The 18,965-nt window shown below is 72.5% G+C and carries 18 protein-coding genes; 7 read left to right on the plus strand and 11 right to left on the minus strand.

The genetic code is table 11. From position 1 onward, the window contains the following. Positions 1–4 precede the first annotated feature (4 nt). Together GA0070603_RS06860 and GA0070603_RS06865 are read left to right on the plus strand one after the other, a co-directional pair. The gene (locus tag GA0070603_RS06860; protein ID WP_091308826.1) at positions 5–1,246 is read left to right on the plus strand and encodes an RNA polymerase sigma factor; all 1,242 of its coding nucleotides are present in this window, start codon (positions 5–7) and stop codon (positions 1,244–1,246) included. Between the two features lie 72 nt (positions 1,247–1,318). Then, positions 1,319–2,056 carry a class I SAM-dependent methyltransferase gene (locus tag GA0070603_RS06865; protein ID WP_091308829.1) on the plus strand — a complete coding sequence of 246 codons (738 nt, stop codon included), beginning with the start codon at positions 1,319–1,321 and terminating at the stop codon, positions 2,054–2,056. A gap of 58 nt (positions 2,057–2,114) precedes the next feature. Here GA0070603_RS06865 and GA0070603_RS06870 read toward each other — a convergent pair whose 3' ends face one another. Next, positions 2,115–2,294: a hypothetical protein gene (locus GA0070603_RS06870; protein ID WP_091308832.1), complete on the minus strand. Its 180-nt coding sequence runs from the start codon at positions 2,292–2,294 to the stop codon at positions 2,115–2,117. Positions 2,295–2,493: 199 nt separating this feature from the next. After that, positions 2,494–4,323, minus strand: coding sequence for a glycoside hydrolase family 15 protein (locus tag GA0070603_RS06875; RefSeq protein ID WP_091308836.1), 1,830 nt, complete (start codon positions 4,321–4,323; stop codon positions 2,494–2,496). A gap of 215 nt (positions 4,324–4,538) precedes the next feature. Between GA0070603_RS06875 and GA0070603_RS06880 the strand changes: the two genes are divergently transcribed. Next, positions 4,539–5,198: an HNH endonuclease family protein gene (locus tag GA0070603_RS06880; protein WP_091308838.1), complete on the plus strand. Its 660-nt coding sequence runs from the start codon at positions 4,539–4,541 to the stop codon at positions 5,196–5,198. 76 nt (positions 5,199–5,274) lie between these two features. Here GA0070603_RS06880 and GA0070603_RS06885 read toward each other — a convergent pair whose 3' ends face one another. Then, positions 5,275–6,108: an MBL fold metallo-hydrolase gene (locus GA0070603_RS06885; protein ID WP_091308841.1), complete on the minus strand. Its 834-nt coding sequence runs from the start codon at positions 6,106–6,108 to the stop codon at positions 5,275–5,277. Beyond that, the gene (locus GA0070603_RS06890; protein ID WP_091308844.1) at positions 6,102–6,689 is read right to left on the minus strand and encodes a dihydrofolate reductase family protein; all 588 of its coding nucleotides are present in this window, start codon (positions 6,687–6,689) and stop codon (positions 6,102–6,104) included. Before GA0070603_RS06890 ends, GA0070603_RS06885 begins: the two co-directional genes overlap by 7 nt. Before the next feature lie 74 nt (positions 6,690–6,763). Between GA0070603_RS06890 and GA0070603_RS06895 the strand changes: the two genes are divergently transcribed. Further along, positions 6,764–7,264 (plus strand): winged helix-turn-helix transcriptional regulator, encoded by a 501-nt coding sequence (locus GA0070603_RS06895; RefSeq protein ID WP_091308847.1) that lies wholly within the window; start codon positions 6,764–6,766, stop codon positions 7,262–7,264. Positions 7,265–7,284: 20 nt separating this feature from the next. Here GA0070603_RS06895 and GA0070603_RS06900 read toward each other — a convergent pair whose 3' ends face one another. Both GA0070603_RS06900 and GA0070603_RS06905 read right to left on the minus strand, forming a co-directional pair. Then, on the minus strand, positions 7,285–7,710 hold the full coding sequence (locus GA0070603_RS06900) for a nucleoside deaminase (RefSeq protein WP_091308850.1): 426 nt from the start codon (positions 7,708–7,710) through the stop codon (positions 7,285–7,287). Next, on the minus strand, positions 7,707–8,723 hold the full coding sequence (locus GA0070603_RS06905) for an LLM class flavin-dependent oxidoreductase (protein ID WP_425270418.1): 1,017 nt from the start codon (positions 8,721–8,723) through the stop codon (positions 7,707–7,709). The genes GA0070603_RS06900 and GA0070603_RS06905 overlap by 4 nt, the downstream gene beginning before the upstream one ends. Here GA0070603_RS06905 and GA0070603_RS06910 point away from each other — a divergent pair. After that, positions 8,653–9,111: an Lrp/AsnC family transcriptional regulator gene (locus tag GA0070603_RS06910; RefSeq protein ID WP_091308857.1), complete on the plus strand. Its 459-nt coding sequence runs from the start codon at positions 8,653–8,655 to the stop codon at positions 9,109–9,111. The two genes, GA0070603_RS06905 and GA0070603_RS06910, sit on opposite strands and share 71 nt — an antisense overlap. Positions 9,112–9,127: 16 nt before the next feature. On the opposite strand, the gene metH is transcribed toward GA0070603_RS06910, so the two are convergent. After that, positions 9,128–12,643 carry a methionine synthase gene (metH, locus tag GA0070603_RS06915; protein ID WP_208862831.1) on the minus strand — a complete coding sequence of 1,172 codons (3,516 nt, stop codon included), beginning with the start codon at positions 12,641–12,643 and terminating at the stop codon, positions 9,128–9,130. 215 nt (positions 12,644–12,858) lie between these two features. Here metH and GA0070603_RS06920 point away from each other — a divergent pair, with 215 nt between their 5' ends. Further along, positions 12,859–13,728, plus strand: a complete 870-nt coding sequence (locus GA0070603_RS06920; RefSeq protein WP_030504102.1) for a PAC2 family protein — start codon at positions 12,859–12,861, stop codon at positions 13,726–13,728. 115 nt (positions 13,729–13,843) lie between these two features. Further along, complete coding sequence (locus GA0070603_RS06925; protein WP_091308864.1) at positions 13,844–14,635, plus strand: GntR family transcriptional regulator; 792 nt, start codon at positions 13,844–13,846, stop codon at positions 14,633–14,635. Positions 14,636–14,739: 104 nt separating this feature from the next. Here GA0070603_RS06925 and mshC read toward each other — a convergent pair whose 3' ends face one another. The 4 genes from mshC to GA0070603_RS06945 form a co-directional block, all read right to left on the minus strand. Further along, positions 14,740–15,978 (minus strand): cysteine--1-D-myo-inosityl 2-amino-2-deoxy-alpha-D-glucopyranoside ligase, encoded by a 1,239-nt coding sequence (mshC, locus tag GA0070603_RS06930; RefSeq protein WP_091308868.1) that lies wholly within the window; start codon positions 15,976–15,978, stop codon positions 14,740–14,742. 67 nt (positions 15,979–16,045) lie between these two features. Then, the gene (locus GA0070603_RS06935) at positions 16,046–16,864 is read right to left on the minus strand and encodes an SCO1664 family protein (protein WP_091308870.1); all 819 of its coding nucleotides are present in this window, start codon (positions 16,862–16,864) and stop codon (positions 16,046–16,048) included. Further along, entirely contained in the window at positions 16,861–17,439 is a 579-nt protein-coding gene (locus GA0070603_RS06940) for a DUF3090 domain-containing protein (protein ID WP_091308873.1), read from the minus strand. Before GA0070603_RS06940 ends, GA0070603_RS06935 begins: the two co-directional genes overlap by 4 nt. 184 nt (positions 17,440–17,623) lie before the next feature. Beyond that, positions 17,624–18,337 carry a histidine phosphatase family protein gene (locus GA0070603_RS06945; protein ID WP_091308876.1) on the minus strand — a complete coding sequence of 238 codons (714 nt, stop codon included), beginning with the start codon at positions 18,335–18,337 and terminating at the stop codon, positions 17,624–17,626. Positions 18,338–18,965 lie beyond the last annotated feature (628 nt).

Here is an 18,965-nt window from a genome sequence, read left to right on the forward strand (position 1 = left end):
ACCGGTGCCCGCCCAGCGCGTCGAGGGCCTGCTGCGCGCCCTGGCGCCGCAGGTCCTCGGCGCGCTCGTCCGCCGCTACGGGCACTTCGACACCGCCGAGGACGCCACCCAGGAGGCGCTGCTCGCCGCCGCCACCCGCTGGCCCACCGACGGGCTCCCGGACGATCCGAGGGCGTGGCTGATCACCGTGGCGTCCCGCCGGCTGACCGACCTGCTGCGGGCCGAGCAGGCCCGGCGCCGCCGGGAGGACGGCGTGGCCCGGGAGGCGCCGGCGGACCGCTGGGTGGCGCCGCCCGCGGACAGCGTGCCGGACGACGCCGACGACAGCCTCGTCCTGCTGTTCCTCTGCTGCCACCCGTCCCTGCCGCCGGCCGGGCAGATCGCGCTGACCCTGCGCGCGGTCGGCGGGTTGAGCACCGCCGAGGTGGCCCGGGCGTTCCTGGTGCCGGAGGCGACCATGACCCGGCGGATCACCCGGGCCAAGCAGCGCATCCGGGACAGCGGCCTGCCGTTCGCGCCGCCGGCCGGCCGGGAGCGGGCCGTCCGGCTCGACGCCGTGCTGCACGTGCTCTACCTGATCTTCAACGAGGGGTACGCGAGCACCGCCGGGGAGCACCTGCACCGGCCCGACCTGTGCGCCGAGGCGATCCGGCTGGCCCGGATGCTGCACCGGCTCACCGACGACGCCGAGGTGACCGGGCTGCTGGCGCTCATGCTGCTCACCGACGCGCGTAGCCCGGCGCGGACCGGCCCCGACGGCACGCTGGTGCCGATGGCAGAGCAGGACCGGCGGCGCTGGCGGGCCGACCGGATCGCCGAGGGGACGGCGCTGGTCGGCGCGGCGCTGCCCCGGGGCACGGTGGGGCCGTACCAGCTCCAGGCGGCGATCGCCGCGCTGCACGACGAGGCGCCCGACGTCGAGTCGACGGACTGGCCGCAGATCGTGGCCCTCTACGAGATGCTGCTGACCCTGCACGACAACCCGGTGGTCCGGCTCAACCACGCCGTGGCGGTGGCCATGGCGCGCGGTCCGCGGGCCGGCCTGGCGCTGCTCGACGCGCTGGGGGCCGACCGCCGGGTCGCCGAGGACCACCGCCGCCACGCGGCCCGGGCGCACCTGCTGGAGCTGGCCGGGGAGCCGGACGCGGCACGGGAGGCGTACCTGACGGCGGCCCGCCGGTCGATGAACCTCACCCAGCAGCGCTACCTGCACGCGCGGGCGGCCCGGCTCGGGTCTGACGGCTGATCCGGGGCCGCGCGCCGTCCTCGGCGGCGGCTGCCCCCACAGGAGCGGCCGGCGAGTTTAGAGTCGTCGATCGTGACCACTGCGACGCGACACCTGGGACTGGGGCACGGTAGCGCGTTCGGCGAGCGCGGGGTGGCCAAGCGGTTGGGCACGCTGGGCCGGCACACCCCACTGACCGGGCGGCGGCTGCTGGAGATCGGCTGCGGGGACGGCACCTACACGATGCGTTTGGTCGACGCCTTCGCGCAGATCGAGGCGGTCGACATCCAACAGGATCGGCTGGAGCTGTTCCGGGAGCGGCTGGCCGCCGACCCGGCGGCGGCTCAGAAGATCAACGTGCGCGAGCTGTCCGCCACCGAGCTGGACTACCCGGACAGGAGCTTCGACCTGGTCACCGCCATCGAGGTGGTGGAACACATCGACGACCTGGACGCCGCTCTCCGGCAGGTGCACCGGGTGCTCGCCCCCGGCGGCCGCCTCGCGCTGACCACGCCCAACCGGTGGTTCCCCTTCGAGACCCACGGTTTCCTCATCCGCGGGAAGCGTTACCGGCCGGCGCGTGGTCCGTTCCTGCCGTGGATCGTGCCGCTGCACCGGCGGCTGGCCGACGCCCGCTCCTTCACCGCCCGTGGCCTGTCCGCGCAACTACGCCGGGCCGGGCTGGAGCCGGTGGCGATGGACTACATCATGCCGCCGTTCGACCGGTCCGGCTTCGGGCGTCGCATCCGGCCGCTGACCGACGGGATCGAGCGGTCGCCGTTGAAGTTCTTCGGCATGGCCCTGGCGGTGGTCGCCCGCCGACCGGACTGACGATCGGCGACGCGCGGATCCCGGCGCCCGCGCGGGGCGCCGGTGATGTGCCGGGACCTCAGTCCAGGCCGCGCATGATGTGCGGTTCGCCGTCGTCGTCGCCGAAGCAGCGGTGCAGGGTCTGCGCCCGGGCCCACAGGTCCAGACTGCTCGGCGGCCCGACAGGCGGTGGCCCGGCCGGCGCGCTCAGCACGGGGGCCGGGTCCGGCGGAACCTTCGAAGCGATGTCGTCGGTCATGTCCGCCCCTCTCGTCGTACCCCCATGCTCGTCCTCGGACGTCACAGCCGCATCTCCCGGGCTGCGCCGGCGTGGACGGCGGGCCGGGGCCCGCTGCTGGTCGGGGGCGCTTACCCGCCCGGGCCGGGCCGGTAACCCGTCTTCCGGTCACCGTAGCGGGCCGGGCCGGGCGGCACAGCGGGTTTACCACGCCCGGCGGTCAGCCGTGGGCGTCGAGGAGTCGGTCCAGGTTCGCCGCGGTGCTGATGAGCGCGAGGTGGCTGAACGCCTGCGGGAAGTTGCCGGCCTGCTCCCCGGCGGGGGTGATCTCCTCGGAGTAGAGGCCGAGTTGGTTGCTGTAGGTGAGCATCTTCTCGAAGGTCAACTGGGCGTCGTCGAGCCGTCCGGACTCCGCCAGGGCCTGCACGTACCAGAAGGTGCACATGGTGAAGGTGCTCTCCCGGCCGGCGAGGCCGTCCGACGTGGCGGCCGGGTCGTAGCGGTAGACCAGGCTGTCGGAGACCAGTTCGCCGTCGATCGCCCGCAGCGTCGACTGCCACATCGGATCGGTGGGCGCCAGGAGGCCGAGCGAGGGCATGGCGAGCAGGGAGGCGTCGAGCACGTCGGTGGCGTAGTGCTGGACGAAGGCCCGGCGTCCGGAGTGGTAGCCGCGCGCCATGATCTGCTCGTAGATCCGGTTCCGGGTGTCGGTCCAGCGGGCGGTGTCGGCGGGACGCCCGCACCGGTCGGCCAGCCGGACGGCCCGGTCCAGGGCCACCCAGGACATCAGCCGCCCGTAGGTGAAGTCCTGCCGACCGCCTCGCGTCTCCCAGATCCCGTCCTCGGGCTGGTCCCAGTGGGCGCAGAGCCAGTCCATTATCCGGACGAGGCTCCGCCAGGCCGCGTGCGAGCCCTTCAGGCCGTGCTCGTTGGCGAGGTACAGGGAGTTGAGCATCTCGCCGTAGATGTCGAGTTGCAGTTGGTTCGCCGCGCCGTTGCCGATGCGCACCGGGGTGGACCCGCGGTAGCCCTCGAGGTGGTCGAGCACCTCCTCGGTGAGGTCCGGTGAGCCGTCGACCCGGTACATGATCTGCAACGGCACTCCCCCGCCCTCGGCCTCCCGGATCCGGTCGTCGACCCAGTGCTGGTACTGCCACGCCTCGTCGGTGAAGCCCAGGCTGAGCAGGGCGTGCACCGAGAAGGACGCGTCCCGGAGCCAGGTGTAGCGGTAGTCCCAGTTGCGTTCTCCGCCCACCTGTTCGGGCAGCCCGGCGGTGGGGGCGGCGATCAGGGCGCCGGTCGGCGCGTACGTCATGAGCTTGAGCGTCATGGCCGACCGCTCGACCATCTCCCGCCACCGTCCCCTGTAGCAGGAGCGGCCGACCCACGCCCGCCAGAAGTCGCGCGTCTGTTCGAGCAGCTCGCGCGCCTCCTCTGGCGGACAGAAGCGCGGCGGGCCCGGGCACCCGGTCTCCAGGATCACGCCGCCGGCCTCGCCCTCGTGCAGGGTGGCGACCAGGTGGACGCCCTCCTCGGTCCGTGCGCGCTCGTGCTCCTCGGAGAGGCGCTCGTCGTACCGGATGGGATGCACGGTGAGCGAGATCCCGGGAGCGCGGAAGACGGTGCCGTTCGGGTGGACCTCCAGCTCGTGCCGGTCCCGCCCGTAGTTGAACCGGGGACGGCACTCCAACCGGAACCGCATGCTGCCGCGCACCATCCGCAGCATCCGGACCAGGCGGTGGTTGTCGGTGGCCCGGTCACCCGTGACCGGCATGAAGTCCACCAGCTCGCCCACCCCGTCCGCGCTCAGGAAACGGGTGATGAGGATCGGCGTCCCCGGCAGGTAGAGCTGCTTGCTGGTGTAGTCGACGCCGTCGGGTGAGAGCTGGAAGTAGCCGCCGCGACGCCGGTCGAGCAGCCCGCCGAAGATGCTCGGCGAGTCGAACCGGGGTGCGCAGAACCAGTCCAGCGTGCCGTCCTTGGTGATCAGCGCCGCCGTCTGGAGGTCGCCGATCAGGCCGTGGTCCTCCACCGCGGGGTACGACTGCACCGGGACCTCCCGTCTCGTCTCGCCGCTGCCCCCGGCGTCTACCCCCGCCCCGCCGGCACACACCTGAGCTGCGGCGATCCGGCCCGGTTCCGGGCCCGAAGCGGCGTCCGTCCGGTTCCCGTCATCCACTGTTCACAGAACTTGATCTAGACCATTACTTCCAGCTCTGTCTATATGGGTGCCAGCACATGCCAATCCCATCCGGATGGAGTCCCATGACCCGCACGCTGCGCGCCACGGCCATCAGCCTCGCCGCGATCCTGGCCGCCACCCTCGGCCTCACCCAGCCCGCCTGGGCCGCCAGCTACTCCGCCTCCCTGACCACCGCCGTCGCCGGCCTGCCCGTGGCCACCGAGGTCCGCACCGGCTACAGCCGCGACCTCTTCCCACACTGGATCGACGCCGACGGCGACGGCTGCAACACCCGCAACGAGGTCCTCTACGCCGAGGCCACCACCAAGCCCACGATCAGCGGCACCTGCACCCTCTCCGGCGGCCGCTGGTACTCCTACTACGACAACGCCTACTGGACGCTCACCGGCGACCTCGACATCGACCACATGGTCCCGCTCGCCGAGGCCTGGGACTCCGGCGCCCGCAACTGGACCACCAGCCGCCGCCAGGCGTACGCCAACGACCTGGGCGACTCCCGCGCGCTCGCCGCGGTCACCGACAACGTCAACCAGGCCAAGGGCGACCAGGACCCGGCCACCTGGCTGCCGCCGTACGCCTCCGCCCGCTGCCGCTACATCGGCGAATGGGTCGCCGTGAAGCTCCGGTGGCGGCTCACCGTGGACAGCGCGGAGAAGAGCGCCCTGACCAGTTGGGCCAACAACTGCCCCGCCACGACCATCTCCGTCACCTACGCCTACTGACGCTCGTCCGCGTGGGCCCTGGAGAGTTGACCCCCGGACCGGGACGGCAGCTCTCCAGGGGCCTTGTCGGAGGACATCAGACCCGGCGCGCCGCCCCAGCAGCAGCGGCCAGTGCCTGGGCCTGCCCGTGGTGCAGGTCGCTCACCCACTCCCAGCCGGGCTTGGCCGAGGCGCCGATCCGCGGGTCGACGGGCTCGCGGCCGTCACGCAGGGCGAGCACGTACGCCCGGTCCCGCTCGATCCGTTCGCGCACCTCACCGGCTCCGCCGACCGACCCGTGGCCGGGGATGACGACGTCGACGCCGGCCGCCACGCCCTCCAGCAGCCGCAACGCCGCGAGGTAGTCCTCGACCGGGTCGGCGGCGCCGTCCAGGTCGAGCATCGGGACCAGGACGTCGGAGAGCATGTCGCCGGCGACGAGAACGCCGCGCTCCTCGACGAACAGCGCCGCGTGGCCCGGCGCGTGCGCCTGATGCTCGATGATCCGGACGTCGGGGCCGTCCCAGGGAATCCGCGCCGCACCGGCGGGCAGGGCGGTGACGAGACCGTACCGGTCCAGCGGGACCCGCCCGGCGATCTCCGTCTCGGCCAGGTGCTCGGTGATGCGGGCCTTGATGTCCGGGTCGGACAGTTGTTCCTGGACGGCGGCCGCGCAGCGGGCCGTGCCGTAACGCGGCGCGTCACCGAGCTGTGCGTGCCAGAGCAGGTGGTCCCAGTCCGGATGCGTCGAGAAGCCCGCCACGACGGTGCGGCCCGGTGCCGACAGGTCGTTCACGAGGCAGGCCAGTTCGTGGTCCTGCAACCCGGGGTCGACGAGCAACACCCCGGCGTCGCCCTGCACGACGACGGTGTTGCTCTGGAGGAATGCGCTCTCGTGGACCAGCACGCCGTCCGCGACCTGCCTCAGCACGAGCTCGCCTCCCGGATCGCGTAGTGGTGCATCGTGACGCCGTTCGTGAACGATCGCTGCTCGAGCAGGTCGAGCTCGATCGGCCGGTCCCAGTCGTCGAACAGCGGCCGGCCGAAGCCGAGGATCGCCGGGTGGGTGAAGAGCAGCAGTTCGTCGAGGAGCCCCGCCCGGAGCAGCTGCGTGGCGAGCGCCGCGCCACCCACACCGAGGGTGCCGTCGGTCCCGGCTCTGAGGGCGGCCAGTTGCTCGATCGCGTCGTCCCCGCCGATGACGCGGGTGTCGTGACCGGCGCTGCGGCGGGTGCGGGAGACCAGCACCTTGGGCGCGGAGGTCCAGATCTCGCCGTACTCGCGCATGACCTCCGGCAGGGACGCGTCATCGCGCGCCCGTGGCCAGTACTCCTCCATCGTCTCGTAGATGACCCGCCCCTGGACCATGCCCGCGAGCGTTCGCGCCCGCGCGTTGAACTCCCGGTGCAGTTCCTCGTCGATCCGCAGCCACTCGCCGGCGCCGTCATCACCGGGAACCTGCTCGATCCGCAGGTCGAGGGACACGTTCATCCAGTACAGGAAGCGGCCCATCGTCCCCTCCTTCCCGTAGTGGTTGCGATCTGCAACCACTATATTGGGGCCCAGGTGCCTGTCAAGGAGGAGTCGTGGAACCACGGTCCGGGTGTCCGATCAACGCGGCCGTCGAAGTGCTCGGAGACCGATGGGCGCTGCTCGTGCTCCGCGACATCATCTTCGGCGACCGCCGCTACTTCCGGGCGCTGCTCACCGGGTCGGTCGAGGGCATCGCCTCGAACATCCTCGCCGACCGCCTCGTGCGGCTCGTCGAGGCGGGCCTCCTCACCCGCGGCACCGCGGCACGAGGGCAACGCGCCCGCTACAGCCTCACCGAAGCCGGCATCCGCACCCTTCCGGTCCTCTACGCGCTCGGCAACTGGGGCCTCGACTGGCGCCCAGGCACCGACGACCTCCAGATCCGGCAGCAGATCATGCGCGACGCGGGCCCGGCGTTCATCGAGGAACTCATGGACGACCTCCGGGTGCGCCACCTCGACGCCCCGCCGAAGCCCGGCGACGGCCCGGGCCCCCTCGAACGCCTGAACGCCGCCTACACCGCCGAGCGGGAACGCCGCGACCAGGGCCGGTAGTCGGCTCCGGTACGTGACTCCTAGTAGTAGTCGTCGATCGGCCGGCGCGCCTCGTCGAACAGCGCCGGCCCCTCGTACCGCACCGGAGGCAGCGGCGGGGTGGCCGGCTTGACCTCCTCGAACTGCTCCGCGGACAGGGCGTACACCACCCGACCGAGGCCGGACCGGGCGATCGCGGTCTCGCACATCGGGCAGGGCTGGCAACTGGTGAACATCGTGGTGCCGGCCGCCACGTCCGGGGCGAGTTCCCGAGCAGCCCAGCGGGCCAGCTTCAACTCCGGGTGGGCGGTGATGTCGGAGTCGGAGACCACGGTGTTGTGGTCCTCGACCAGCACGGCGCCGTCAGCGCCGACCAGCAACGAGCCGAACGGCCGCTCGCCGGACGCCCCGGCCATGCTGGCCAGTTCCACGGCACGGCGGAGAAACTTCTCGTCGTCGGGAGTCATCGGTCCTCCTGGGATCTGTGGTACGCGGCCACGGCCGCAAGGGTCCGCCAGGCGCGTTCCGGCCGGCGGATCTCAGTCAGGTCACCGTGGAACGGGTCGAGCACCACCGTCTGCGCGCCGAGCAGACGGAACTGGTCGAGGTCGGCGATGATCTGGTCGATGGTGCCGACACCGGCGAGCCGATCCGCGCCGGTGACCGCTTCCCGGGTCTCCCGCAGCGCGATCCGCGGCATCAAGGCGGGCACCGGGCGGCCCAACTCGTCGGCGGTGGCCTTCAGCCGCCCGGCCGCCTCCGCCAGCCATCGGGGCGTGACCCGCAGCGGGTGCCAGGCGTCACCGAGCAGCACCGCGCGACGGATGCCGGCGTCACTGTTGCCGCCGACCCAGATCGGGATCGCCGCCGTGTCGTAGTCGCCGGCGTTCCGCCAGGCGTCATGCATGGCGCGCAGGTACTCGTCGGTCAGCGCGCCGCGTCGCCCGAACGGCACGCCGAGCGCCTCGAACTCCTGCCGGGCCCAGCCGACGCCGACGCCGAGGACGAGCCGGCCGCCGCTGAGCCGGTCGAGGTTCGCCGCCATCCGGGCGGTGAGTAGCGGGTGCCGGTACGGCACGATGAGCACCGTGGTGCCCAGCCGGACCCGGCGGGTCACCCCGGCCAGCCACGACAGCGTGGTGAACGGCTCGTAGAACGGCGCCGGATACTGCTCCGCCACGTCCGGGGTCACCGCGATGTGGTCGGAGACCATCAGCAGGTCGAAGCCCAGGCCCTCGACCGTCTGCGCCCACTGCCGCAGCATGTCGGGGTCGGTACCCGGGCCGAAATTCGGTACGTTCACACCGATCTGCACGGCTCCCACGCTACTCACGGCGGGTCCCCGCTGTGAACACCATGATCCCGGCCCTCGCCGGCTTCTGCCGTGAATCCGCCGGTAGATTGACCGCATGGCCGAGGATCTTGACGCCGTCGATTGGTCCATCCTGACCGAGCTGCAGGGCGACGGCCGCCTGCCCATCACCGAGCTCAGCCGACGGGTCAGGCTGAGCGCGTCGGCCACCACCGAACGGGTGAGGCGGCTGGAGGCCACCGGCGTGATCACCGGCTACCGCGCCGAGGTCGACCTCGCCAAGGCGGGCTTCCCCGTGCTCGCGGTGGTCCGGCTGAAGTATCCCGGCAGCCGGCACGAACCGCTGCACAAGCTGCTGGAGCGACGGTCGGAGATCCTGGAGTGCCTGCGCACCACAGGAGACGACTGCTACGTGCTGAAGGTGGCCGCGACGTCGATGGCGCACCTCGAACAGCTCGTCAACGAACTCGCCTCGTTCGGCAGCACCACCACCAACGTCGTCTACAGCGCCACCCTGCCCTACCGCGGCCCGCGCCCCACACCACCCCGCCCATGACGCCCTCCAGGGGCGATCACTTGGCGTTGAAGTAGTTGGCCTCGGGGTGGTGGACGACGATCGCGTCGGTGGCCTGCTCGGGGACGAGCTGGAACTCCTCCGAGAGCTGCACGTTGATCCGCTCGGCCCCGAGCAGCTCCACGATCTTCGCCCGGTCCTCCAGGTCGGGGCAGGCCGGGTAGCCGAACGCGTACCGGCAGCCCCGGTAGTCGGTGCGCAGCAGGCCGGCCAGGTCCCTCGGATCCTCGTCGGCGACCGTACGCCCGCCCGGCAGCGCCAGCTCGGCGCGGATCCGCCGGTGCCAGTACTCGGCCAGCGCCTCGGTGAGCTGCACCGACAGGCCGTGCACCTCCAGGTAGTCGCGGTACTCGTTGCCGGCGAACATCTTCGCCGTGTACTCACTGATCGGCTGCCCGACGGTGACCAGCTGCAACGCCACAACGTCCAGCTGCTCGCCCTTCGGCCGGAAGAAGTCGGCCAGGCACAGCCGGCGCTCCTGCCGCTGCCTCGGGAACGAGAACCGCGCCCGCTCGGCGTGCCCGTTCTCGTCCAGCACCACCAGGTCGTTGCCCTCGGAGTACGCCGGGAAGTAGCCGTACACCACGGCCGCCTCCAGGACCTGGTCGGCGATGAGCCGGTCCAGCCAGTAGCGCAGCCGCGGCCGGCCCTCGGTCTCCACCAGTTCCTCGTACGACGGGCCCTTGCCGCCCCGGGCGCCGCGCAGCCCCCACTGGCCCAGGAAGGTCGCCCGCTCGTCGAGCAGCGCCGCGTAGTCGGCCAGCGGCACACCCTTGACCACCCGGGTGCCGAAGAACGGCGGGGTGGGCACCTCCACGTCGACGGCCACGTCCGAGCGGACCGAGGCGTCGTCCAGCTCCGGCAGCGCCTCACGGACCAGGGCCCGCTGCCGCTCCCGGCGCTCCCGGCGGGCCGCCAGGGCGGCCTCCCGCTCCGGGTCGACCACCGGCGCGCCGCCCCGCTTCGCGGCCATCACCCGGTCCATCAGGGACAGCCCCTCGAACGCGTCCCGCGCGTAGTGCACCTGCCCGGGGAACACCGAACGCAGGTCGTCCTCCACGTACGCCCGGGTGAGCGCCGCGCCGCCGAGCAGCACCGGCCAGCGCTCGGCCACCCCGCGCGAGGCCATCTCGGCCAGGTTCTCCTTCATGATGACCGTGCTCTTGACCAGCAGCCCGGACATGCCGATGGCGTCGGCCCGGTGCTCCTCGGCGGCGTCGAGGATCGCGTTGATCGGCTGCTTGATGCCGATGTTGACGACGTCGTAGCCGTTGTTGGACAGGATGATGTCCACCAGGTTCTTGCCGATGTCGTGCACGTCGCCCTTGACCGTGGCCAGGACGATCCGCCCCTTGCCGTCGTCGTCGGTCTTCTCCATGTGCGGCTCCAGGTACGCCACCGCGGTCTTCATCACCTCGGCGGACTGGAGCACGAACGGCAGCTGCATCTGGCCGGAGCCGAACAGCTCACCGACCACCTTCATGCCGTCCAGCAGCAGGTCGTTGATGATGGACAGCGGCGCGCGACCCTCCGCCATCGCCGTGTCCAGGTCGACCTCCAGGCCGTTGCGCTCGCCGTCGATGATCCGCCGCTTGAGCCGCTCGTCCAGCGGCAGCGCGGCGAGTTCCTCGGCCCGGGTGGCCCGCGCCGAGGCGGCGTCGACGCCCTCGAAGACCTCGATGAACCGCTGCACCGGGTCGTAGCCCTCGCGGCGCCGGTCGTAGACCAGGTCGAGCGCGATCTCGCGCTGCTCGTCGGGGATCTTCGACATCGGCAGGATCTTGCTGGCGTGCACGATCGCCGAGGTGAGGCCGGCCTGCGCGCACTCGTGCAGGAACACCGAGTTGAGCACCTGCCGGGCCGCCGGGTTCAGGCCGAAGGAGACGTTCGAGATGCCCAGCGTGAAGTTGACGCCCGGGTAGCGGGCGGCGATCTCACGGATCGCCTCGATGGTCTCGATCCCGTCGCGGCGGGTCTCCTCCTGGCCGGTGGCGATCGGGAAGGTCAGCGCGTCGATGAGGATGTCCTCCCGGCGCAGCCCCCACCGGCCGGTCAGGTCGTCGATCAGCCGGCACGCCACGCGTACCTTCCAGTCCCGGGTGCGGGCCTGGCCCTCCTCGTCGATGAGCAGCGCCACCACGGCGGCGCCGTGCTCCCGGACCACCGGCATGACCCGCGCGTAGCGGGACTCCGGGCCGTCGCCGTCCTCGAAGTTCACCGAGTTGACCACGCACCGGCCGCCGAGCATCTCCAGCCCCGCCTCGACCACGGCCGGCTCGGTCGAGTCCAGCATGATCGGCAGGGTGGAGGCGGTGGCGAACCGGCCGGCCAGCTCGCGCATGTCCTGCGTGCCGTCCCGGCCGACGTAGTCGACGCACAGGTCCAGCAGGTGCGAGCCGTCCCGGGCCTGGCCGCGGGCGATCTCCACACAGGCCTGCCAGTCGGCCGCGAGCATCGCCTCGCGGAACGCCTTGGAGCCGTTGGCGTTGGTCCGCTCCCCCACCATCAGGATGCTGGCGTCCTGGGCGAACGGCACGTGGTGGTAGATCGAGGCGACGCCCGCCTCGGGGCGCGGCTCCCGGGCCACCGGCCGCCGCCCGCGCAGCCGCTCGACCAGCACCCGGATGTGCTCCGGGGTGGTGCCGCAGCAGCCGCCCACGAGGGCCACGCCGTAGTCGGTGACGAACTGCTCCAGGGCGTCGGCAAGCTCGACCGGGCTCAGCGGGAAGTAGGCGCCGTCGGCGGTCAGCACGGGCAGGCCGGCGTTCGGCATCACCGAGACCGGGATGCGCGCGTGCTGGGACAGGTAGCGCAGGTGCTCGCCCATCTCCGCCGGGCCGGTCGAGCAGTTGAGGCCGATCAGGTCGACGCCGAGCGGCTCGATGGCGGTCAGCGCCGCCCCGATCTCGCTGCCCAGCAGCATGGTGCCGGTGGTCTCCACGGCCACCTGGCAGATGATCGGGACGTCCCGCCCCAGCTCGGCCCGGGCCCGCTTCGACCCGACCACGGCGGCCTTGACCTGGAGCAGGTCCTGACAGGTCTCGATGATCAGCGCGTCCGCCCCGCCGGCGATGAGGCCGGCGGCGTTCTCCTGGTACGCGTCCCGCAGGCTGGCGTACGACGCGTGCCCGAGGGTGGGCAGCTTGGTGCCGGGGCCCATCGAACCGAGCACGAACCGGGGCTGCTCCGGCGTCGCGTACGCGTCGGCGGCCTCCCGGGCGAGCCGCGCGCCGGCCTCGGACAGCTCGCGGATCCGCTCCGCGATGCCGTACTCGGCGAGGTTGGGCAGGTTGGCGCCGAAGGTGTTGGTCTCCACGCAGTCCGCGCCGGCGGCCAGGTAGGCCTCGTGCACGCTCCGGACCACGTCCGGCCGGGTGACGTTGAGGATCTCGTTGCAGCCTTCGAGGCCGTCGAAGTCGTCAAGGGTCAGGTCGGCCGCCTGCAGCATCGTCCCCATCGCCCCGTCGGCGATGAGGATCCGGTCCGCCAGCACATCGAGCAACGAAGTCCGCACAGGGCCAGGTTAGTGCGGCGCGGCGTCGACGGGTCACCGCAACCTGCGCTTCCCACATACTGTCAGCGGGATCACCGCGTACGTTTCATCCGGTTCGCCCGAGTGGTCGGCCCGGCTGACCGGCGCGGCCGACGGGCCGCGTCCGGCGGCGGCACGTAGGCTGGCGGACGTGAAGGACATCAGCGACGCGACCACGCGACGGGTGGGGTGACGGCGTGACCGAGTTCGACGGACTGCCGGTGCTGCGGTCTCCCGTCGCCATCGCGGCCTTCGAGGGGTGGAACGACGCCGCGGACGCGTCCACCGCGGCCGTGGAGCATCTGGAGCAGGTCTGGCAGGCCCGGCAGGTGACGGAGCTGGACCCGGAGGACTTCTACGACTTCCAGGTGAGCCGGCCGACCATCACGATGGCCGACGGGGAGACCCGCCGGGTCGAGTGGCCGACCACCCGCTTCATGGTGGCCAGCCCGGAGGGCACCGAGCGGGACGTGGTGCTGATCCGGGGCATCGAGCCGAGCATGCGGTGGCGCACCTTCTGCGAGCAGGTGCTGGAGATCTGCCACAGCCTGGAGGTGGAACGGGTGGTGCTGCTCGGCGCGCTGCTGGCCGACGTGCCGTACACCCGGCCCCTGCCCATCAGCGGCAGCGCCTCGGACGCCGACGCCGCCAAGCGCTACCAGCTCACCCCCACCCGCTACGACGGCCCGACCGGCATCGTCGGGGTGCTGCACGACGCCTGCACCCGCGCCGAGGTCGACGCCGTGTCGTTCTGGGTGCACGTGCCGCACTACGCCAACAACCCGCCCTGCCCCAAGGCCACCCTGGCGCTGCTGCACCGGGTGGAGGAGGTGCTCGACCTGCCGGTGCCCATGGCCGACCTGGCCGAGGAGGCCGCCGAGTGGGAGCAGCGGGTGCGCAGCGCCGCGGAGCAGGACGCCGAGCTGGGCGAGTACGTCCGCGAGTTGGAGGAGCGGGTCGGCGACGCCGGCATCACCCCGCTGACCGGTGACGAGATCGCCCAGGAGTTCGAGAAGTACCTGCGCCGCCGGGGCGGCTCCGCCGGCCCCACCGCCGGCTCCTGGTAACACCCTTTTCCGCCGAAGCCGGGTCCTGCCGAGGGCCCGGCTTCGGCGTGTCCGGGGTGGCGAGGTCACCCCCTCTACGGCATCCTAGGAACCTAGCTGTCATGAGGAGGCGGGCATGCAGATCAATCCCGGCGCGGCCGAGTTCCCGCACCGGCAGATCGCCGCGCAGCTCAAGGCCCAGGTGCGCCGCGGCGACTGGGGCCCCGGCGAGCGGCTGCCGTCCATCCCCGCCATCGCCGAGATGTTCGGCGTCGCCAAGCAGACCGTGCAGCGCGCCGTCGACCAGCTGCGGGTCGAGGGCATCCTGATCACCAAACCCGGCTCCGGTACGTACGTCCGGGGCACCCGGCGTCGGCTCAACCGGCTCTCCCGGGGCCGGTACGGCGGCTTCCGCGGCTACCACACCGACCTGGCCGCCCGGTACCGGCAGCAGCTCGTCTCCGTGGGCCGCGCCCCCGCCCCGCCCGAGGTGGCCGACGCGTTCGGGGTGGCCGACGGCACCGAACTGCTCTGCCGGCGGCACCTCGTCCGCACCGACGACTCAGCCGTCGAGGTGGGCGCTTCCTGGTTCCTGCCCGCCGACACCGCCGGCACCTCCCTCGAACGGGCCGAGGCGTTCGGCCGCCCGCTCTACCAGGAGGCCGAGGAGGCCACCGGCCGCCGGTACGTCACCGCGACCGACACGATCAGCGCCCGCCAGCCCAGCCGGGAGGAGGCCGAGATCCTCCAGATCCGGCCGGACACGCCGGTGCTGCACCTGCTGCACGTCGCCTACGACGCCCAGCGCAAGCCGATCGAGGTCGCCCACGCCACCTGGCCCGGCCCCATGACCACGCTGACCGAGGAGTACCGCATCCCCGCCCCGGCCGAGGACCCCGACCCCGACCCGGGCCTGGTCCTGGGCTGACCCCGCCCTGCCGCGATCTTGCACTTTCCGGCCCGACAGATGGGACATGCAGGACATCCCAGGGGCCGCAAGTGCAAGATCGGCGGGGTGGGCGGAGGCGTGGGTCAGAGGGCGATGCCCAGGAGGGCGTCGAGCGTTTCGGCGAACAGCTTCGGGGCCGCCGCGTCGTCGGCCACGCCGGCCAGGGCCTGGGCGGCCCAGTCGTCGGCCACGGCCAGGGCACCCGGGGTGTCCAGGTCGTCGGCCAGGCGGGCGCGTACGTCCGCCAGAAGCTTCTCCCCCGACGGGCCGGCCGGCGCGGCGGCGGCGCGGCGCCAGCGGGCCAGCCGCTCCTGGGCCGTGACGAGCAGCTCGTCGGTCCACGAGCGGTCGCTGCGGTAGTGCCCGCTGAGCAGGGCCAGCCGCACCGCCATGGGGTCGACCTGGTCGGCCCGCAGCCGGGAGACGAAGACCAGGTTGCCCTTCGACTTCGACATCTTCTCGCCGTCCAGGCCGATCATGCCGGCGTGCACGTAGTGGTCGGCGAACGGGGCCTGGCCGGTCAGCCGCTCGGCGTGCGCCGCCGAGCACTCGTGGTGCGGGAAGAGCAGGTCGTTGCCGCCGCCCTGCACGGCGATCCGGTCGCCGAGCAGGTTCAGCGCGATGACCGCGCACTCGATGTGCCAGCCGGGGCGGCCGGCGCCCAGCTCGCCGCCCGGCCAGGACGGCTCGCCCTCGCGGGCGCCGCGCCACAGCAGCGGGTCGAGCGGGTCCCGCTTGCCGGCCCGGTCCGGGTCGCCGCCGCGCTCGGGGAAGATCTCCAGCATCTGCTCACGGGACAGGTTGGACTCGTAGCCGAACGCGGGCGCGGCGGCCACGTCGAAGTAGACGTCGCCGGTGCCGTCGTCGAGCCGGTACGCCGCGCCGTCTTTGAGCAGCACGAGGACCTTCTCGGCGATGTCCGGGATCGACTCGACCGCGCCGACGTAGTGCGCCGGCGGGATGATCCGCAGTGCCTCCATGTCCTCGCGGAACAGGGCGGTCTCCCGCATGGCCAGGACCTTCCAGTCCTCGCCGTCGCGCTCGGCCCGCTCCAGCAGCGGGTCGTCGATGTCGGTGACGTTCTGCACGTACCGCACCGTCAGGCCGGCGTCCCGCCACATCCGCTGCACCAGGTCGAACGTGATCATGGTGGCGGCGTGCCCGAGATGCGTGGCGTCGTACGGGGTGATGCCGCAGACGTACATGCTGGCCGCGCCGTCGGGCTGGCTGGGGTGGAGACCTTGCCGCGCCGAGTCGTACAACCTCAGTGGCTCGCCCTTGCCCGGCAGCCGTGGCACCTCATGTCCCGCCCAAGACTCCATGAACGCCAGCCTAACGAGCCGTCAGGCGCTCGGGTGGCGCGCCTCGGGTGATCAACGCGACAGCGGCTCACATGGGCGGCCAGGGCATGGCCGGCCACTCCTCCGGCGGCAGCGGGAATCGCCCGGTCTCCCGCAGCCGGTCCACCCGCGCCGCCACCTCGGCGACCTCGTTGAGCGTGAGGTGCTCGGCAAGCTCGTCGCCGAGCGCACCGGTGAGCTGGCCGGCCAGCCCGTCGAGCATCTCCACCGCATCCTGCGGGAGCCGTCGCCCGGCCCAGCCCCAGAGCACGGTGCGCAGCTTCTCCTCGACGTGGAAGCAGACCCCGTGGTCCACCCCGTAGATCCGGTCATCGGGGCCGACGAGCACGTGGCCCCCCTTGCGGTCGGCGTTGTTGATCACGGCGTCGAGGACGGCCAGCCGGGCCAGCCGCGGGTCGTCGGCGTGCGCCAGCGCGTACGCGGCGCCGTCGTCGTCGCGCGCCGCCGCGACCGGGAACCAGCGCGGCGGCACCGTCTCGGCCGGCACGAAACCGACAAGCGGCTCGGCGTCCTCCGGCTCGTCGATCCAGAGCTGGCAGGAGCCCGGCCCGAACGGGCCGTCGCGCAGCACGGTCGGCGGCACCAGGTCCCAGCCGGTGGCCTGGGAGACCAGGTAGGCGGACACCTCCCGGCCGGCGAGCGTGCCGTCCGGGAAGTCCCAGAGCGGCCGCTCGCCGCGGACCGGCTTGTAGACGCAGTGCGCGCTCACCCCGTCGAGGGTGATGATGCCGCGCAGGGTGGCGTTGGAGGCGTCGACCAGCCGCCCCTCCAGGGTCAGCTCACCGTCGCTGAGCAGTCGCAGCGAGGCGGCGGCATCCTGTCGGGGCTGAAGTTCCGACGAGGTCACCGGTGATAACCGTTGTGCCGGGGGCAGAGGTGACCGGCCGGGTCGAGCGGCTGGCCGCAGAGCGGGCAGGGCGGGCGACCGGCGTTGACGACCCGGCGGGCCCGCTCGATGAACGCGCGGGTCGCCTCGGGCGTCAACCGGACGCGGAGCCGGTCGAGGTCGTCGTCCGGCTCGTCCGGGTCCTCGTCGGCGTCGTCGTCCGCCTCGCCCAGCTCGACCTCGACCTCCGCCTCACCGGCGGCGATCGCCTCGATCACCACGGTGGCGGTGTCCACGTCGAAGGCCAGGCCCAGGGTGCCCACCCGGAACTCCTCGTCGACCGGGGTGTCGAGCGGGTCGTTGTCACCGGTCACCGGGGCCGTCTCCGGCAGGTCGACGCCGAACCGGCGCTGCGCCTCGGAGAGCAGCTCCTCCAGCTTCTCGGCGAGCAGGGACACCTGGACCTTCTCCAGCGCGACGCTGACCAGCCGGCCACCGCCGCGCGCCTGGAGGAAGAACGTGCGCTCCCCCGGCGGGCCGACGGTTCCGGCGACGAACCGCTCCGGCGGCTCGAAGGCGTGCACCTGGTGGGTCATACCCACGACCCTATCCGGCGGGTGGAACCGTCGCGCAGCGCACCGACGCCGAATCCGCCCAGGGCGAAACGCCATGGCCGACCACGGCCGTCCCCGGGCGTGGCGGAGCCGCTCACGGGACTGCCGTTCCTGGTCGTGGCGGGGCCATTCACGGGGCTGCCGTGCCTGGCCGTGGTGGGGCTGCTCACCGGGCCGCCCCGGCGCCGCCGCCCACCGCCGCGTCCGAGTCGGTCGCCCGGGTCGCCCGCCGGCGCCGCCTGCGCGGCGGCGGGACGAGGCCGGCCAGGTCGCCGCCGGTGTCGTTGAGCCGGACCAGGAAGGGGCGCAGCGGCGTGTAGCGGATCGCGGTCACCGACGCCGGGTCGGCCACGATCCGCTGAAAAAGATCCAGGTGTACGCCGAGCGCGTCGGCCACGATCGCCTTGATCACGTCGCCGTGGCTGCAGGCCAGCCAGACCGCCTCGGGTCCGTGCTCGGCGCTGATCCGGGCGTCCCAGGCGCGCACCGCGGCGACCGCCCGCGCCGACATCGCCGCCATCGACTCACCCTCGGGGAAGACGGCGGCGCTCGGGTGCTGCTGCACCACCGGCCAGAGCGGCTCCTTCGCCAGCTTCTTCAGCGGCTGGCCCTCCCAGGCGCCGTAGCCGCACTCGATCAGCCCCTCCTCGACCACCGGCTCGGCGCCGGGCAGGGCCAGCTCCAGGGTCTGCCGGCAACGGATCAGCGGACTGGTCACCACGGCCGCGAGGGGCAACCCCTTGAGCCGCTCGCCGACCGCCGCCGCCTGGCCGCGCCCGGTCTCGTCCAGCTCGACCGGTTGCCGGCCGGCCAGGCCCCCGTCGGCGTTCGCGGTGGTCCGGCCGTGTCGCAGAAGCAGAAGGGTCGCCACGCAGACCACCCTAGGCGCTCCCACCACCTTGATCGACTCCACCACGCGAAGTGGCGGTATCACCGCCCTGCGACACCGCCACCTCCCCGGCCTGGTGTCGAACGGGCAGCGGGAGTGACGGCGGACACGTTCCGGTCCGGAACATACGGGTCGGTCGGGCCGTTGTGCAGAGCGTCGGTGTGCCCAGTGTCCCCGGGCCTCACCTAAATTGCCTTCGCGGAATACCGTCCGGCTGGAGCCGCGTCGCGCCACTCGCCGAGAGGCGACCTGCACACCGACACCCACAGCGCCGCCCGTCCCTCCGGGGCCGGGCGGCGCTGTTGTTTCCGCCTACTCCCCTCGCATCCCGGACGGCTGCTGCGGCGGACCCGCTGGATTCGCCCCCACCCGCTGTGCCCATGAGGTCAGGACGGATCATGTGCGACCGCGCCAGCGCGGGTACCGATGGACTCCGCCGCCTCTGCTCTGCAGCGCTCCACGCAACGCCCAAGATCCGGGCATGTTGCTTCCGTGGCTGCAAAGCAAAGGGCCGAGCAGGTGATCCGGGTCGGGCGATCCAGGCCCAACTCGGGCGTCTGCAACGACTGTCCGGTTTACGCCGGACTCCGGGCCGTGAGTGGAACGCATGTATGTCTCC

It is taken from the genome of Micromonospora chersina, assembly GCF_900091475.1.
Taxonomy (GTDB): domain Bacteria; phylum Actinomycetota; class Actinomycetes; order Mycobacteriales; family Micromonosporaceae; genus Micromonospora; species Micromonospora chersina.